The following is a 14,099-nucleotide window of genomic DNA, read 5'->3' as shown; positions in this document are numbered from 1 at the left end:
CTTAATTTCAGTAGAACGGACTTCCGGTCATTACCAAAATATGATAACTGTATAGGAGGAAGGAGCGTTCTAGTGAAAGAAAGAATACGATTATTAGATATTTTACGAGGTATTGCCATACTAGGCACCTTGGGAACGAACGTCTGGTTTTTTGCGTATGCAGGGGATACCTTTGCGACAGATCAGATTGCGGATGAATATGAAAATGGCAGTTTTCTAGAAAGTCTTGTCTCCATGTTTGTTTATGGAAAAATGCTCTCGCTGCTCACGATCATGTTTGGTGTTGGATTGGAGCTGAAATACCAGCAGGCAAAAAGGAAGGACACGCCTTGGCCGGGTACTTATTTATGGATTCTTTTATTTTTATTTTTCGAAGGCTTTGTCCATTTTACACTTGTGATGGAATATGATGTGCTCATGAGCTATGCCGTTACGGGACTGCTTGTGGCTTACATTGTACGGGGAGGAAGCAGGCGCATCAAAAAGGGCATGGTGTTCTCAGGTGTGATTCATCTGCTCATGATGTCATGTCTGATGCTGTACTCCCTCTCTGAAATGGAGTCAGCGACCGATGATCAAAGCGGTGAACCGGCGCTGGAAGAGCAGCTGCCAGAGACATGGATCTCGCAGGTTCAAGAACGGTTACAATACTTCTTCATGTACCGAGTAGAAGCGATTTTTATCATTCCAATGAACACATTTCTGTTTTTATTAGGGGTGCGGATGATGAGAGCTGGTGTATTTTATGCAAATGAACGCGGACAATCTCTCCGGAAAATATTGTTCCGAATCGGACTGTGGATTGGTCTGCCGCTGAATGCACTAGTTTTCGTACCGAACGATCTAGTGGAATTTGTGGTGCGCTACGCCTTTTCACCATTCCTCTCTATTTTCTATATAGCTGTCATTGCGAAGCTCCTAGCACGCACGGAGTCATGGTTCATGTGGACTTGGTTTGAATATGTAGGGAAAATGGCGCTTAGCTGCTACATCCTGCAAAATGTCATCTGCTCCATTCTCTTTTATAGCTGGGGATTGGGTCTTGGCGGTCAAATCAATGCGCCCCTTATTGTATTGGCATGGCTGTTGATTTCACTTCTGCAAATCGCGATTTCAGCATGCTGCTTAAACGTCTGGGGAATCGGGCCAATGGAATATATCCGTTCACGGGCACTTCGCAGGGTGACGATGAAACAAGCATCATAAAGGGGAGAGCACAATGTTTTTTAAAAAAATGACGAAAAGAGAACAAACGAATGCACATAAAGCAGCTGTGCAGGCATTTTGTCTTTTATCTTCTGGCATTAGGAGGGCATGCGCTGTACATGTATTTCCAGGGGAATAAACCACCCGTCACCTTTGTCATTCTCGTGGCGGGTCTCTTTGTTTTTTTCACCGCAGATTGGCTATATAATAAAAAGCGTTCATAAAAAAAGCCCTCATCACGAGGGCTTTTTCCTTACTTCAGGCTTTTATATTGGCCTTTTAAATTTTTGCGGATGTACTGAATGATTTTGCGTAGTTCGTTGGCATGCGGTCTGCCAAACGGACTTGTTTGTCTTTGCTGATAGAGCACTTGACCTTTTTCATTTAATAAGAAATAGGCGGGTTCACCGTGCACCCCGTGGTCTTCATATGGGGCATCTTCCCCGTGATAGTGGACTTCATATGCTTTTAATGACGTGAGGTCATGGTCATACATGATCGGGAAGGACAGTCCCTCTTTATCCGCAAATGCCTTCAAGTCATCAGGGTTATCCGTGGAAATCGCCATCAAGTGAATATCCTTGTCCTGAAAATATGACTGCTGCTGTTCGAGCTCTTTTAATTCTTCTACACATACCGGACACCAAGATCCTCTAAAGAAAACGATCAGGTGCCAACTTTGATGCTCCTCTAAATGTTTGTCGAAATCAATGTGATCGCCCTGTATTGTTGGAAGTGAAAAGTTGGGCATTTTATCTCCTAATTTGAATGAACTCATACTGCTTCCTCCTTTTTCAATGACAATGTCACTTGTTTCATGTATAGCCATTTTTGAGCGACCTGAAACGTGTCTATGTGTTTGAGTAGGCAGAAGACATCCGAAAAGGCGTATCTAATGAAGGCGGTTGCAGAAGTGGGAGCTTTGATAGGAGATATTTAAATCCGACACTTTTTTTAAAAAAATGTCGAAAAACGTATTGCCATATGTAATTACTCTATGATATTATAAATCTCGTTGTTGCAAAGGTCTCTGAAACTTGTTAGGATGCGATGTTCCAGCTTTTTTAAAGCGATTGGTTTGGCGCAATACAGCTTCTTCAGATTCACTTTTCACAAACCGAGAGCCATTAGCTCAGTTGGTAGAGCATCTGACTTTTAATCAGAGGGTCGAAGGTTCGAGTCCTTCATGGCTCACCATGTATTGGCCCGTTGGTCAAGCGGTTAAGACACCGCCCTTTCACGGCGGTAACACGGGTTCGAATCCCGTACGGGTCATTGATTTACTTTAGCGTTAAGCTAATTTTTTCCTCACTTGCTTGAAGGAGCACCACGATTGCTTTTTCGGGCAAGTTACTGAGGTCCGGTAGTTCAGTTGGTTAGAATGCCTGCCTGTCACGCAGGAGGTCGCGGGTTCGAGTCCCGTCCGGACCGCCATTTATACATATTCATCTTTTTGATGATGGCTCGGTAGCTCAGTTGGTAGAGCAACGGACTGAAAATCCGTGTGTCGGCGGTTCGATTCCGTCCCGAGCCACTTCCAAACGCATCTGCAATCGCAGGTGCGTTTTTATTATGAAAAGAAGGCATAAAAAGGGAGAAGCCGGACCTAGGTAGGGCCCGGCTCCATAAGAAGAAGACGTTACATCTATATAGACGGCTGGTGATTGGAAAAGTTTCAATAAAAAAGGAAAAAGTCATCAATTTTTTCGGGAGGCGCCTTCCTATCCAGCGTTTACTAGAAAAGAAAGCCGTTATTATTTTTATCTTTGCCTCGTAAAACGTTATAATAGACAGTGAGCCTTTTTTTCATAAACGGAAAAGGCGTAATGATACATGCAAAATGGAATGACATAGATGCTAAAAATGCAGGAGGAAATCACAATGGAAAAAAAGATTCTTGTCGTAGATGATGAAAAACCGATTGCTGATATATTGGAATTTAATTTAAGGAAAGAGGGCTATGAGGTTCATTGTGCATATGATGGAAATGAAGCCCTTGAAATGGTAGAAGAAATCAAGCCGGACATTATTCTGCTCGACATTATGCTGCCGAATAAAGATGGTGTTGAAGTATGCCGTGAAGTGAGAAAGAAATATGACATGCCGATTATCATGCTGACAGCAAAAGACTCTGAAATTGATAAAGTCATCGGCCTGGAGCTTGGCGCAGATGATTATGTGACGAAGCCTTTCAGCACACGTGAGCTGCTTGCCCGTGTGAAAGCGAATTTGAGAAGACAAACCGCTGCTCCGCAGACGGAGGAAGAATCTGAATCAAATGATATTGAGGTTGGATCACTTGTTATTTATCCAGATGCGTATGTGGTGTCTAAGCGCGAGGAAACGATAGAATTAACGCACCGTGAGTTCGAACTGCTTCATTACTTAGCGAAACATATCGGACAAGTCATGACACGTGAGCACTTGCTGCAAACGGTATGGGGCTACGATTACTTCGGAGATGTCCGTACAGTAGACGTCACAGTCCGCCGTCTTCGTGAGAAGATTGAAGACAACCCTAGTCACCCGAGCTGGATCGTGACAAGACGAGGCGTCGGCTACTATTTAAGAAACCCAGAACAGGACTAAGATTCTTATGAGTAAAGTAGGTTTTTTTCGCTCGATTCACTTTAAATTGACCTTGATTTACGTGCTGCTGATCATCGTTGCCATGCAGATCATTGGCGTGTACTTTGTGAAGCAGCTAGAGCAGTCCTTAATTAATTCATATGATAATTCCTTGAATCAGCGAATCTACTCGTTATCGTATTACCTAGAACAAGATTCATCGAAGAGCAAGGCAGAATTAAAAGAGGATGCTCAAAAGATATTAAACGATTTTAACAACAAGGATGAGTCTAATGAAATCTCTGAAGTCAGCTATATTGACGAAAGCAGAGAGGTCATTGCCTCTGTCAATAACGGCAGTCAAGAGATTGCCGGTAAGAAAATTACTGATCAAATCATTAGCCGTATTTTCGCAGTTGGCAAAGACTATGAGAAAAAATTCTATGACCCTGAGTCAAATAAAAGGGTGCGTATTTCTGCGACAGCCGTAAAAAATGAGAACCAAGAGACCGTTGGTGTGATTTATGTTGTGTCTTCAATGGAAAGTGTGTTTAACCAAATGCGAACCATTAACACCATTTTAGCGACTGGGACACTGATTGCACTTGGGACGACTGCTCTACTTGGTATCTTCATCTTTAGAACGATCACTCATCCTATTTCAGATATGAGAAAGCAGGCGATCGAGCTTGCCAAAGGGAACTTCTCCAGAAAGGTCCGGAAGTATGGGCATGACGAGATTGGCCAGCTTGCGACAACCTTTAACCATCTGACGAGAGAGCTGGAGGAAGCTCAGCTGATGACGGAGGGGGAGCGGAAAAAGCTTTCTTCTGTTATTGCCTATATGACGGACGGTGTCATCGCAACGAATCAAAACGGTGCAATTATTCTATTAAACAGCCCTGCATTAGAGCTGTTAAATGTTTCACGTGAAACAGCACTAGAGATGCCGATCACGTCTTTGCTTGGCTTAGAAGAAACTCATACATTTGAAGATTTAGTCGAAAATCAAGATTCCATGCTGATCGAAATTGAGCGCGAAGATCAGCTGTCTGTATTGCGTGTTAATTTCTCCGTCATTCAGAAAGAGCATGGGAAAATTGATGGCTTAATTGCGGTCATTTATGACGTCACAGAGCAGGAGAAAATTGATGCTGAACGCCGTGAATTCGTAGCGAACGTATCGCATGAGCTGCGCACACCGCTGACGACGATGCGAAGCTATCTTGAGGCACTGGCTGAAGGTGCGATTGGTGATAAAGAGCTTGCGCCAAGATTTCTCAGTGTCACGCAAAATGAAACGGAGCGCATGATCCGGCTTGTCAATGACCTGCTGCAGCTGTCTAAGTTCGACAGCAAGGATTATCAATTCAACCGTGAGTGGACGAACTTTATCAGGTTTATCTCGCTCGTCATTGATCGTTTTGAAATGACGAAGGAGCAGCATGTCGATTTTATCCGCAACCTGCCGCAGCGTGAAGTATATGTAGAAATCGATCAAGATAAAATTACACAGGTGCTCGATAATATCATTTCCAATGCCATGAAATACTCACCAGAGGGTGGACATATCACGTTTACCGTTGATCTGGATGAAGAGAAAGGCCTTGTGTTATTTAGCGTCAAAGATGAAGGAATCGGTATTCCGAAGAAGGATATGGATAAAATCTTTGAACGTTTTTATCGGGTAGATAAAGCAAGAACAAGAAAGCTTGGCGGAACCGGCCTCGGTCTTGCGATTGCAAAAGAAATGGTTCAAGCTCATGGCGGAGATATTTGGGCTGACAGCATTGAAGGAAAAGGGACAACGGTGACCTTTACCCTTCCGTACAATGAAGAACAAGAGGATGATTGGGATGAAGCGTGAGACCTTTAAAACCATAATATTGACAATCCTAATTGCGATCAGTCTTGTATTTACGTGGAATATCTGGATGTTCCAGCCCGTCATGCAGGATCAGGCAGATACCGGCACAAAGGTCGTGGAAACGAAGAAGATTTCAAGCGACGAGCCTAGAAGTCTCATTGATGTCGTGAAGCCGCGCGAGATGTTCATCCATTCAAATGGAGAGCATTTTAAAGTGGATCAAAAGGAACTTTTTCAAAACTTTTGGAATGATGTGAGCCTTTGGGATGTCAAAGAGATTAATGATGTGTCAGATCAATATTCCGAGCAGAAATTTAAGAATTTCTTCTATGGACGCGAAGGACAAGGTAAGACATTGGATCTTGTATTCAATGATCCGATTCCGATTGATATTTTCCAAGCGCTCTTTAAATGGCCGAACAAGTCCATTGAATACAACTCGTTTGATCGGATGATCGTGCCGTTCGCTCAGCAGGATAAGGCGAATAAAAAAGTATATTTGGTCTCATACAGCAAGGAGACGGTGCTTGAGCTGACAATTGAGTCCGCCAATTACCGTAATCTAATGAACAGTATCGCAGCGGCTCAAAACGAGATGCCGCGCTATGATCTTTATACATTCTCGACGAATTCTAAACGAGATTTCCTTCTTCCGAGAAAGCAAAAGCAGCTTGAAGCGAAGATGTTCTTTATCGAAACGATTAAGACAAACAAGTTCAAAGACGCTTTGTTTACGGACCCGAGCCTTGTCGGTGAGGAATCTAATTTAAACCGGACAGTGTACACAGATGGCACAAGCCGCCTTGAAGCCAATCAAAAAGACCACCGCATTCAATATCAGCACCGCAATATCAATTCCAGCACTGTTTTCCAAACGGGGGATTTGATTAAGCGAAGCGTGAAATATTTCAATGATACGGGAAGCTTTACTGATGACTATCAATATTTTGGTATCAACAGCAACCAACAGCTGTCCTTTAATATGTTTATGGACGGTCTGCCGATTGTGAACAGTACAAAGCATCCATTTGGGATGACCTCCCTTGAAGTTCAATGGGCGAATGATGACATTTTGAATTACAAGCGTCCAAACTATATTCTTGGCAATAAAGCGAGTCAAAGTGAACAGGTCAAGCTGATGAACGGGACAGAGCTGAAGGACTTGATCATCAAGCAGACGAAATATGATGACCTGGAGAAAATTGAACAGATTTTCCCTGCATATCAAGCTGCTTCAACTGCATCAGATCAAGATCAAGCGATGTTTGTCTGGCTGGAGCCTGTATGGTGCATGAAATATAACGGCAAAACCGTGATTCTATCGAATGATCTTTTGACAGAGGGGAGCGAGAATCATGGAGTGGAATAAGACCAAAACGATCTTTATCCTAGCCTTTCTCGTTCTCGATATCTTTCTAGGTTTTCAATACTTTGAAAAACGGTCAACCGATCATTTTGCGATTATCGAAAAAACGGATACGCTGGAAGAAATGAAGGCAGACGGGATCAAATATGGCAATCTATCAGATGAAGCGAAGATTGGATACCGCATTACAGCTGAAAAGAAGCAATATACGAAAAAGGATGTCGACGGATTAGCTGATCAAAAGGCGAAAAGCAAATTCCCGAAGACAGACAAAGATGATCCTGTCACGCTGCTTGAAATGACCTTCAACAAGCCAGTTGCCTTGCCGAAAAAGGATATTAAAACAGCGGCGACGAACCTTGTGAACCAGCGTTTGCTGGATGGGAAGAATTATAAGCTGTGGAATATAGATGAAGAGACAGGGAAAATCGTCTTTTTCCAAACGTATAAAGGGAAATACATCTTCCAAGAAGGCCTTGATGACACCGAAACCATCGGGCAAATTACCTTAAATCTCAACGATCAAAACGAAGTCGTCTCATATCAGCAATCGATGGTGACATCGATTAATGAAGTGAGAAAAGAAACCCTTGTCCCAGCACTTGAAACCGTGAAGGACTTATATACGCAAAATATGCTGAGTCAAAACACGACCGTGAAAAAGGTAGAGCTTGGCTACTATACGCAATACCCAGGGGCAAGCACGCAAGTCATGGTTCCTGTATGGCGGGTGGAGCTTGAAGGCGTATCAGCAGGTTCAAAGAAAAAGACAGAGGAAGAATATTTGATCAATGCCATCGATGGCTCAACACTTGATCATATAGAGAAAGATGACAAATCTTCAATGGAGTGAGAGAACATGAGCTTGCAGTTCAGTGTACTAGCGAGCGGAAGTACGGGGAACGCTTTTTATTTAGAAACAGACGAGCATGCCTTTTTGGTGGATGCTGGTTTAAGCGGCAAACAGATGGTCGAGCTGCTTGGCCAAATCGACCGCAAGCCTGAGGACTTGGACGGCATTTTTGTGACACACGAGCACTCCGATCATATTAAAGGGCTTGGTGTCATGGCAAGAAAGTACAAGCTTCCTGTCTATGCAAATGCGAAAACATGGAAGGCGATGGAATCTCATATCGGAAAAATTGATACAGAGCAGAAATTCCATTTTGATATGGAGACCGTTCAATCCTTTGGCGGCCTTGATGTCGAGTCATTTGGCGTCTCACACGATGCGGCAGAGCCTATGTTTTACGTGTTCCATTATGGAGGGCGCAAACTTGCCCTCATGACGGATACAGGCTATGTGAGTGACCGCATGAAAGGCATTATTAAGTCAGCCAATACGTTTGTGTTTGAGAGCAATCATGATGTCGGGATGCTGCAAATGGGCCGATACCCATGGAGCATTAAGCGCAGAATTCTAAGCGATGTCGGACATGTATCAAATGAAGATGCTGCTCTTGCAATGACAGATGTCATTGGAGATGCCACCTCACGTATTTATTTGGCTCACTTGAGTCAAGACAACAACATGAAGGATTTAGCCCGTATGGCGGTCCAGCAGACGCTTGAAATGAAGGGCTTTGTTGTGGGGGACGGCTTTGATTTATTTGATACGGATCCGAAAAAAGCAACCCCGCTTTGCGCCGTATGATTTTTATAATCGTATGATTAAGATAAGAGCTTCTTACCAACACTATATACATCATCTATTCACTGAAAGGAAGGAAACATAGTGGATTATCGCGATGTAGAGTGGAAGCCGAGACGAAGCAGAAAAGGATATTTTCTTTCTGGTTTGATCGGTGTATTGGTAGGAGCTTTTTTAATGGGATTCTTTTTCCCCTATGTATCTGGACAGAGCGGCAGTCCCTTTGGATGGCAGCAGAACGGTGATGGGCAAGCATCACAGGGTCCTTTAAAGACGGTGAATGTAAACGTCAATGATGCTGTCACGAAAGTGGTGTCTAATATGTCAGATACGGTGGTCGGCGTCATTAATATCCAAAAGTCGAGCTTTTGGGAGGAAGGCGGAGAAGCAGGCAGCGGGTCAGGTGTGATTTATAAAAAAAAGGGTGACACGTTTTATATTGTCACAAACCATCACGTCATCAAAGGCGCCAACCAGCTTGAAGTGAGCCTCCATGACGGGACAAGAATTAGTGCCAATCTTGTCGGCAGCGATCAGCTCATGGATTTAGCAGTTCTCACTGTCAAAAGTAATAAAATCAAGAAAACGGCAGCCTTCGGTAACTCAGATCATGTGAAACCGGGTGAGCCAGTCATCGCCATTGGAAATCCATTAGGGCTTGAATTCGCAGGCTCTGTCACACAAGGAGTCATATCAGGCACAGAGCGTGCGATCCCTGTTGACTCAAATGGAGACGGACAGACGGATTGGAATGCAGAGGTACTGCAAACAGATGCCGCCATCAATCCTGGAAACAGCGGTGGTGCCTTGATCAATATGGACGGAAAGGTGATCGGCATCAACTCAATGAAGATTGCTGAATCAGAGGTAGAAGGAATCGGGCTGTCTATTCCAGCGAATCTGGTCATCCCTGTCATAGAGGATTTAGAGCGCTACGGAGAGGTAAAGCGTCCGTATCTTGGCGTCGGCATGAAATCATTAGCGGATATTGCGAGCTACCACTGGCAGGAAACGTTGAAACTGCCATCTAAGGTTACATCCGGGGTCGTTGTCATGAGTGTTGAGCCGTTATCTCCAGCAGGAAAAGCGGGCCTAAAAGAGCTGGATGTCGTGACCTCCTTTGATGGCAAGAGTGTACAGAATATCGTGGATCTTCGTAAGTACTTATATCAAAGGAAGGTCGGCGACAAGGTAAAGGTGCAATTTTACCGAAGCGGGAAGAAAAAATCAGCAGAGATCAAACTTTCTCAAACCGACCGATATGGCGGCTAACCAGTTCCAGTAAGGGACTGGTTTTTTTTGCATGCTCATCATATGATAATGGAGAGGGGGCGGTACGATTGATTACACTACAACGGATGTCACAAACTGATTACGATGTATTGATGGAGAAAGCCATTCAGCGGTACGCGGAAGAAAAGGTACTCGCAGGAACATGGGAAAAGGAAGAGTCACTTGCGAACGCAGAAGAACAATTTGACAGGCTTCTTCCAGAAGGACTTCAGACAGAGCATCATGAGCTGTGGAATTTCTTAAACGGAGATGAAGCGATTGGCTGGGTTTGGCTTTGTTATGACCCGAATCACCCGCAGCACGAAGGATTTATTTATAACTTTATTTTGTTTGAAGCTTATCGAGGAAAAGGCTTTGCAAAGCAGGCCATTGCTGCATTAGAAGAGCAGGCAAAGTCATTAGGTGTGCAAAAACTCTCGCTCCATGTCTTTGCTCACAATCAAATCGCCCGTTCGCTGTACGAGAAAACGGGATTTGCAGAAACCGGTATCTATATGAGTAAACCTTTATAAAAAAGAAGAAGTACCGTGCAGAAAGCGTACGGTACTTTTTTATGAGGACATCATGGCATCCTGAGCCGTGACTCTGTATAAATCGACTTTACACTTCACGAAAGCGCGAATGATCGCTGGAACTTGAGCTTCTGAACGAATTAACAATGAGGTCTCGTCATCACTGATCACAAGATCTGTTCCGACAGTTTGTAGGTACTGCGTGAGAACAGGTTTCACCTCATCATCAATCCATGCATGCTTGAAGGTTGCACGTATGTTTGAGGATGTGATGGTTTTTTCTTGAGGATGAGTATGTGGGGACACTAATTTTCCTTCAGAAATGAACGCAGTTTTGGTACAAATACTATTGGTGAACCTTGGGCGGTCAGCTGTTAAAAAGACGGTTTTTCCTTCATCTTTTAATGCTTCAATGACCTGCTGGATGTGCAAGATCGAATCTGCATCAATATCGGCAAAAGGCTCGTCGAGTAAAATAAATTCCGGCTGATGGGCGATGGCCTGCGCCATTCCGAGCCGTTTCTTCATACCAGGTGTAAAGGCACCGACCTTCTCCTGATGATGGTGATGTAAACCAACAAATTCGAGCAGTTCTTCATAATCACTCGTTTTCTGGCGTGTTCCGGTGATTTTTGATAAATAGGCAATATGCTCAAGAGCCGTAAGACCTTCATATAAATCCGTATATTCTGGCAGAACACCGATATGCTGTCTCACTTTTTTTAGCGAAGGCATATTCATCACTGTAAACGTACCAGAGGTAGGGCGGGAGATGCCGGTAATGATATTGAAAAACGTCGTCTTACCAGATCCCTTTGGTCCAATGAGGCCGAAGATATCGCCCTGATTGACATCAAGATTAATATGATCTATCGCGACTTTTGTACGATATTTTTTTGTGAGCCCTTTTGTATGAAGCATCTACACATCCCTCCTTTGAAACAGCAGTGCAGTTCCAATGAGTAAGATAACGGTCAATGCCGTGTTCATTAGGACGTAGGTCAGCGGTTCACTCCAACGCGCATAATAATAAGGCGTCATATATTGGAACCAATGAATCATTCGTTCTGAAGAAAGAACAGAAATCATACTGACGATTGGGAAAAGAAAGGAAAATAACATACCGACAAACATTGATTTCTGCGGTGTTGGAAAGAGCATGGACAAAAATAAAGTACATGAGATACCGACACTGATAAAGGTTAAGATTTTTAAGGCATCTGAGAACAGAAAACGGTGTGAAATCACCATATTCAGCACATATGTCGTCATAATACAGCTAAGCCAAAACAGCATCAGTCCTAGATATTTCCCGATGATAATGTTCAAACGGGTTGTTTTACTGACGAGAAAACGAATGGTTTTCAAATGAATTTCGCGGCTTAAAATATCATGAGACAACAAAAAAATAAGGAAGAAACCAAATAAAGAAATCACCAGTTCATTCCCAATAGAATAAGGATCCTTTGCCAGTTCCCATTTTTCCTGATGAACAGCGATAAACGGAAGACTTGAAACAAAAGTAGATAAAATGAAAATAATAACAATTGTTAAAATAGATTTTGTGCTTTTGAAGAGCTGCTTAAACTCATTCATACAGATGGTCCACACACGCTGTACCTCCCTTCACCTTTATTATACCCCTAGAAAAGAAAGACACCATATCTCGCTCTTTAACATTTGTTTAAATTTCATAAAAAGAAGACTCTTCCAGCACCAGTTGACACATTTTTAAAAATGTTCAGAAAAATATCTTGATTTATCAAAAAACATCATGTATGATAGCTTTAATTCAAGATAGTTATACAGGCAATGACGAGAGAAAGTACAATCATCAATTTTTTCACAGAGAGCTTCGGCAGCTGAAAAGAAGCAAAAATAATGATTCGAAAAATGGTCTCTGAGCCTCGTGCTGAACATATCTATGATATTAGTAGGTGACGACGAGAGTTGGTACTCGTTATCAAAACCACAGTATATGAGCCAGATTGGAGCTTTGTACTTGTAGAGGCTGTTTAGCGCGAGCAAACAGTAAATAAAGGTGGTACCACGAGACAAATACCTCGTCCTTATGATTCAAAGATAAGGATGGGGTATTTTTTATTGTCCACTTTTTTTCATACAATTGTTCAAATGTTCCACGTGAAACACCACATCCATTTTTTCAAATGAAAGGGAGATTGACATGAGTGAACATGCATTGGTTTTACAATCAGATTTCGGCATTGATGATGGAGCTGTCAGTGCAATGTACGGAGTGGCAAATACGGTCAGCAGCAGCATCCGCATTTTTGATTTAACACACAATATTCCGCAGTATGACATTTGGGAGGCCTCTTATCGCCTGCTTCAAACCGTCACATACTGGCCGGAAGAGACGGTATTTGTTTCCGTCGTTGACCCGGGCGTTGGATCAGAGAGAAAAAGTCTTGTCGTCAAAACAACAAGCTCACACTATATCATTACCCCAGATAACGGGACACTCACGCACGTTGCCCAGGATATTGGCATTGTGGAAGCCCGTTATTTAGATGAAACCATTAACCGGCTGCCAAAGTCGGGAAAATCACATACATTCCATGGGAGAGATATTTACGCTTATACAGGGGCGAGAATTGCATCAGGTGTGATTTCTTTTGAAGAGGTTGGGCCAAAGGCGAATATTGATGATATTATCCATCTTCCAGTCGTACAGGCTTATGCGGAAGAAGATGTGATCACAGGGACGATTGATATTTTAGATGTGAGATTCGGAAACCTATGGACAAACATTCATCACACGTTATTTGAGCAGCTTTCAATTAATTACGGCGATGCAATAGAAGTTACCATTGCCAACGGGCCGAAAAATGTGTATAAAAATATCATGACCTATGGACGATCTTTTGCCGACTTAAAGGTAGGCGAACCACTCGTATATGTCAATTCACTCGACCATTTAGGCGTGGCGATCAATCAAGGGTCATTTGCAAAGGCTTATAACATCGGTACAGGCACAGGCTGGCGCCTTTCGATTCGCAAAGCTCCGCGCATTATATACGAATAAGAGGAGGATACATCATGGCAGGAAAACAACTTTCAACGAAAACTGTCGTTGCTATTGGAATTGGCGCAGCCGTCTTTGTGATTCTAGGACGATTCGTCTCCATTCCAACTGGAATTCCGAATACGCAAATTGAAACCTCATACGCATTCCTTGCATTAATGGCCGTGCTATTTGGTCCTGTTGCAGGTGCACTGATTGGTTTTATTGGCCATCTCATTAAAGATGCGACCACATTTGGCCCTTGGTGGAGCTGGATTATTGTATCGGGTGTGGTTGGTTTATTGATCGGCTTTATTTCTAACCGTTTAAAAGTAGAAGAGGGAGACTTCGGCTGGAAGAAAATCACGCTCTTTAACGCCGTACAAGCAGGTGCACAGGCATTAGGCTGGTTTATCATTGCTCCTGTTCTTGACATTGTGATCTATGCAGAACCTGCGAACAAAGTGTTTGTTCAAGGCATTGTGGCAGGAATTTCAAACATCATCACAGTTGGTGTACTAGGAACCATCATCATTGCAGCTTATGCGAAAACGAGAAGCAAAAGCGGCAGCCTATCGAAAGAAACATCATGAAGCAAGGTGGAACACATA

The 14,099-nt window shown here is 43.1% G+C and carries 13 protein-coding genes, 4 tRNA genes, 1 pseudogene and 1 other annotated feature; of the genes and pseudogenes, 15 read left to right on the top strand and 3 right to left on the bottom strand.

The features are described 5' to 3' along the window. Positions 1 to 72: 72 nt before the first annotated feature. The gene (locus tag MHB67_RS18575; RefSeq protein WP_342492705.1) at positions 73 to 1,206 is read left to right on the top strand and encodes a DUF418 domain-containing protein; all 1,134 of its coding nucleotides are present in this window, start codon (positions 73 to 75) and stop codon (positions 1,204 to 1,206) included. 13 nt (positions 1,207 to 1,219) lie between these two features. Further along, positions 1,220 to 1,430, top strand: a pseudogene (locus MHB67_RS18570) (hypothetical protein). A gap of 29 nt (positions 1,431 to 1,459) precedes the next feature. On the opposite strand, the gene MHB67_RS18565 reads toward MHB67_RS18570, so the two are convergent. Then, on the bottom strand, positions 1,460 to 1,984 hold the full coding sequence (locus tag MHB67_RS18565) for a peroxiredoxin family protein (RefSeq protein ID WP_024424031.1): 525 nt from the start codon (positions 1,982 to 1,984) through the stop codon (positions 1,460 to 1,462). Between the two features lie 343 nt (positions 1,985 to 2,327). Here MHB67_RS18565 and MHB67_RS18560 point away from each other — a divergent pair. From MHB67_RS18560 to MHB67_RS18510, 11 genes are all read left to right on the top strand, one after another. Further along, positions 2,328 to 2,403: transfer RNA gene (locus MHB67_RS18560), tRNA-Lys, on the top strand. Between the two features lie 6 nt (positions 2,404 to 2,409). Beyond that, positions 2,410 to 2,481, top strand: a tRNA-Glu gene (locus MHB67_RS18555). An 82-nt stretch (positions 2,482 to 2,563) separates the two neighbouring features. Next, positions 2,564 to 2,640: transfer RNA gene (locus MHB67_RS18550), tRNA-Asp, on the top strand. Positions 2,641 to 2,667: 27 nt separating this feature from the next. Then, positions 2,668 to 2,740 (top strand) — tRNA-Phe (locus MHB67_RS18545). A gap of 347 nt (positions 2,741 to 3,087) precedes the next feature. Then, positions 3,088 to 3,795 (top strand): response regulator YycF, encoded by a 708-nt coding sequence (gene yycF, locus MHB67_RS18540; protein WP_024424030.1) that lies wholly within the window; start codon positions 3,088 to 3,090, stop codon positions 3,793 to 3,795. Positions 3,796 to 3,802: 7 nt separating this feature from the next. Continuing rightward, entirely contained in the window at positions 3,803 to 5,641 is a 1,839-nt protein-coding gene (gene walK, locus MHB67_RS18535) for a cell wall metabolism sensor histidine kinase WalK (protein WP_024424029.1), read from the top strand. Further along, a complete protein-coding gene (yycH, locus tag MHB67_RS18530) occupies positions 5,631 to 7,010 on the top strand; it encodes a two-component system activity regulator YycH (protein WP_073208144.1) in 1,380 nt (459 codons plus the stop codon). The genes walK and yycH overlap by 11 nt, the downstream gene beginning before the upstream one ends. Beyond that, on the top strand, positions 6,997 to 7,860 hold the full coding sequence (yycI, locus tag MHB67_RS18525) for a two-component system regulatory protein YycI (protein WP_122632110.1): 864 nt from the start codon (positions 6,997 to 6,999) through the stop codon (positions 7,858 to 7,860). Before yycH ends, yycI begins: the two co-directional genes overlap by 14 nt. 6 nt (positions 7,861 to 7,866) lie before the next feature. Continuing rightward, a complete protein-coding gene (locus MHB67_RS18520) occupies positions 7,867 to 8,661 on the top strand; it encodes an MBL fold metallo-hydrolase (protein ID WP_024424026.1) in 795 nt (264 codons plus the stop codon). 81 nt (positions 8,662 to 8,742) lie between these two features. Next, positions 8,743 to 9,930 carry a trypsin-like peptidase domain-containing protein gene (locus tag MHB67_RS18515; protein ID WP_024427620.1) on the top strand — a complete coding sequence of 396 codons (1,188 nt, stop codon included), beginning with the start codon at positions 8,743 to 8,745 and terminating at the stop codon, positions 9,928 to 9,930. 68 nt (positions 9,931 to 9,998) lie between these two features. Beyond that, positions 9,999 to 10,463 (top strand): GNAT family N-acetyltransferase, encoded by a 465-nt coding sequence (locus MHB67_RS18510; protein WP_342492704.1) that lies wholly within the window; start codon positions 9,999 to 10,001, stop codon positions 10,461 to 10,463. A gap of 39 nt (positions 10,464 to 10,502) precedes the next feature. On the opposite strand, the gene MHB67_RS18505 is transcribed toward MHB67_RS18510, so the two are convergent. Both MHB67_RS18505 and MHB67_RS18500 read right to left on the bottom strand, forming a co-directional pair. Beyond that, positions 10,503 to 11,384: an ABC transporter ATP-binding protein gene (locus MHB67_RS18505; protein ID WP_342492703.1), complete on the bottom strand. Its 882-nt coding sequence runs from the start codon at positions 11,382 to 11,384 to the stop codon at positions 10,503 to 10,505. Continuing rightward, positions 11,385 to 12,074 carry an ABC transporter permease subunit gene (locus MHB67_RS18500; protein ID WP_342492702.1) on the bottom strand — a complete coding sequence of 230 codons (690 nt, stop codon included), beginning with the start codon at positions 12,072 to 12,074 and terminating at the stop codon, positions 11,385 to 11,387. Between the two features lie 192 nt (positions 12,075 to 12,266). Beyond that, positions 12,267 to 12,537, top strand: a binding site (T-box leader). A gap of 111 nt (positions 12,538 to 12,648) precedes the next feature. Here MHB67_RS18500 and MHB67_RS18495 point away from each other — a divergent pair. Together MHB67_RS18495 and MHB67_RS18490 are read left to right on the top strand one after the other, a co-directional pair. Then, complete coding sequence (locus MHB67_RS18495; protein ID WP_024427616.1) at positions 12,649 to 13,509, top strand: S-adenosyl-l-methionine hydroxide adenosyltransferase family protein; 861 nt, start codon at positions 12,649 to 12,651, stop codon at positions 13,507 to 13,509. Positions 13,510 to 13,523: 14 nt separating this feature from the next. Continuing rightward, a complete protein-coding gene (locus tag MHB67_RS18490; protein ID WP_024424020.1) occupies positions 13,524 to 14,081 on the top strand; it encodes an ECF-type riboflavin transporter substrate-binding protein in 558 nt (185 codons plus the stop codon). Positions 14,082 to 14,099: the final 18 nt, after the last annotated feature.

The organism is Bacillus sp. FSL H8-0516, assembly GCF_038635285.1.
In the GTDB taxonomy this organism is placed as follows: Bacteria; Bacillota; Bacilli; order Bacillales; family Bacillaceae; genus Bacillus; species Bacillus safensis.
This window is presented reverse-complemented; position numbering and strand designations above follow the sequence as displayed.

Bases quoted from the DNA above. Each gene is read 5' to 3' on its own strand.
- MHB67_RS18565 (WP_024424031.1), bottom strand. From the start codon at position 1,984: ATGAGTTCATTCAAATTAGGAGATAAAATGCCCAACTTTTCACTTCCA.
- yycF (WP_024424030.1), top strand. From the start codon at position 3,088: ATGGAAAAAAAGATTCTTGTCGTAGATGATGAAAAACCGATTGCTGAT.
- walK (WP_024424029.1), top strand. From the start codon at position 3,803: ATGAGTAAAGTAGGTTTTTTTCGCTCGATTCACTTTAAATTGACCTTG.
- yycH (WP_073208144.1), top strand. From the start codon at position 5,631: ATGAAGCGTGAGACCTTTAAAACCATAATATTGACAATCCTAATTGCG.
- yycI (WP_122632110.1), top strand. From the start codon at position 6,997: ATGGAGTGGAATAAGACCAAAACGATCTTTATCCTAGCCTTTCTCGTT.
- MHB67_RS18520 (WP_024424026.1), top strand. From the start codon at position 7,867: ATGAGCTTGCAGTTCAGTGTACTAGCGAGCGGAAGTACGGGGAACGCT.
- MHB67_RS18505 (WP_342492703.1), bottom strand. From the start codon at position 11,384: ATGCTTCATACAAAAGGGCTCACAAAAAAATATCGTACAAAAGTCGCG.
- MHB67_RS18495 (WP_024427616.1), top strand. From the start codon at position 12,649: ATGAGTGAACATGCATTGGTTTTACAATCAGATTTCGGCATTGATGAT.
- MHB67_RS18490 (WP_024424020.1), top strand. From the start codon at position 13,524: ATGGCAGGAAAACAACTTTCAACGAAAACTGTCGTTGCTATTGGAATT.